Source organism: Rhizobacter sp. P2_H2 (genome assembly GCF_056403375.1).
The window spans coordinates 1-1,981 of sequence record NZ_JBFUFP010001005.1; the positions used below are offsets into that span (position 1 = coordinate 1).

The following is a 1,981-nucleotide window of genomic DNA, read 5'->3' on the forward strand; positions in this document are numbered from 1 at the left end:
AACCTGAAGCGCTTCAGCCGTGACGACCTGCTGTCCTACGTGCAGCGCCAGTACACCGCCGCCAACGTGATCGTCGCCGCGGCCGGACCGGTCGACGTCGACCCCTTCGTGCGCGCCGTCGAGTCCGCGTTCGGTGCCATGCCCCCCGGCGCGGCGAACGCGGTGCCGCAGCCCGACTGGCGCGGCGGCCTGAAGCTGCGCCGCATGTCGGGCAGCGCGCAATGCCACACGGTACTCGGCTTCGCGGCGCCGGCGCTCGCCGACGACTCGCACGTCAACAGCGTGCTCGCCGCTGCGCTGCTCGGCGAAGGCATGAGCTCGCCGCTGCTCGACGAGATCCGCGAGCGCCGCAGCCTGGCCTACTTCGCGTCGTGCTCGGCCGACATCCTTCCGTCGGCCGGCCAGTTCGTCATCGAGGCCGCCACCGCCCCGGCCCAGGCCGACGAATTCCTCGACGCCGTCGCCCAGCTGCTGCGCCGCCATGCCGACGGCAGCGACGCCGTCGGCCTCGAGCGCGCCCGCAACCAGATCGCGGTGCGCACGCTGCGCGCGCTCGACCAGCCGTCGCGCCGCATCGAATCGGCGGTGCAGGACGTGTTCACCTTCGGCCAGCTGCGCGACAGCCGCGAGTGGCTCGCGCGCCTGCAGGCCGCCTCGGCGCAGGACGTGCGCGAGGTGTTCGCCCGCGCGCTGTCCGGCAGCGCCGCCGTCGCCCTCGCGGGCAGCGTGCCGGCGCGTGCGCGCGAGCGGGCTAGCGCATTGTTTGCGGCCGAAGCCTCGCACTGAGGCCGACGCCGACGGCGGTGCCCACCGGCTCGAAGCCGACCTCCAGCACGCAGCAGCCGTTCCAGGCGCAGAGCTCCTCGCTGGTGGCGGATTGCTGCGCCAGCTTCTGCCCCGTGTCGTCCGACACCAGGTACCGGCCTTCGCGCGTGAAGCCGCTGGCATTCGCCCAGTTGTAGAAGCCGATGCAGGCGTCGGGGCTGACGGTGAGATAGCGCAGGCTGTTGCTCACCTGGTAGTACACCGAGCCGTTGTACGGACACGGCTCCAGCAGCAGCGCACGCCGGATGTCGGGCACCAGCACCGCCCACTCGGCGCAGTTCTCGCCCAGCCATCCGACATGCGTCCCCTGTCGCCACAACGACAGGCGGAACACGGTGGGGATGGAGGGCAGGGGCCCGGGCGGGTCGGAACACATGTTTCACACTGTGACCGATAGCGCCGAAATTGCGGCTGAATTGGCCTGAAATGTCCTGAATTGGACTCAGTCCCGCGCCTTCATTGTCGATAACCCTGAAGCAATTCACGTCGCAACGTTCAGGGAGTAAAAAGATGAATCTGTCGAACCTCAAGATCGGTTCGCGTCTCGCGCTGGCCTTTTCGGTCGTCATCGCGCTGCTGCTGGTGATCCTCGGCGTCGCCACCTCGGTCCTCAACGGGCTGAGTTCGGTGATGGACAGCGTGGTCGACGACCGCTATGCGCAGATTGCGCTCGCCAACAAGATCAAGACCAAGGGCGACCACGGCGCCGTGACGATCGGCCGCATCCTGCTGTCCACCAACCCCGATCAATTGAAGAAGTACATGGACGAGTACGCCTCGATCCGTGCGGCGAACACGCAGAACCTCGCCGATTTCGAGAAGCTGCTGCACACCGACGAGGACAAGGCGCAATTCGAGGAGCAATCGAAGGCGCGCAAGGAGTACGGCGTGGTCGTGCGCAAGGTCTTCGACCTGATGGCTGCCGGCAAGCGCGACGAGGCGATGGTCGTCTACCAGGACGAGATGGCCGCGCCCCAGGCGCGCTACTACGCGCTGATCGACAAGATGGTGGCCCGCCAGTCGCAGAGCATGCTTGACGACGTGGCCACCGCGAAGGGCAGCTCGCGCACCGCGAAGCTGCAGATGGTGGGTGCCTCGGTGCTCGCCGTGCTGCTGGGCGTGCTGACGGCCTGGACCATCACGCGCTCCATCACCC

At 68.0% G+C, this 1,981-nt stretch carries 3 protein-coding genes; 2 read left to right on the forward strand and 1 reads right to left on the reverse strand.

The features are described from left to right. A partial coding sequence (locus AC1D15_RS29360; protein WP_477828796.1) for a M16 family metallopeptidase occupies positions 1–786 on the forward strand: 786 nt, incomplete at its 5' end. On the opposite strand, the gene AC1D15_RS29365 is transcribed toward AC1D15_RS29360, so the two are convergent. Beyond that, positions 752–1,159, reverse strand: a complete 408-nt coding sequence (locus tag AC1D15_RS29365; protein ID WP_052213067.1) for a hypothetical protein — start codon at positions 1,157–1,159, stop codon at positions 752–754. The two genes, AC1D15_RS29360 and AC1D15_RS29365, sit on opposite strands and share 35 nt — an antisense overlap. 176 nt (positions 1,160–1,335) lie before the next feature. On the opposite strand from AC1D15_RS29365, the gene AC1D15_RS29370 reads away from it, so the two are divergent. Further along, on the forward strand, positions 1,336–1,981 hold a 646-nt coding region (locus tag AC1D15_RS29370), incomplete at its 3' end, for an MCP four helix bundle domain-containing protein (RefSeq protein ID WP_477828797.1).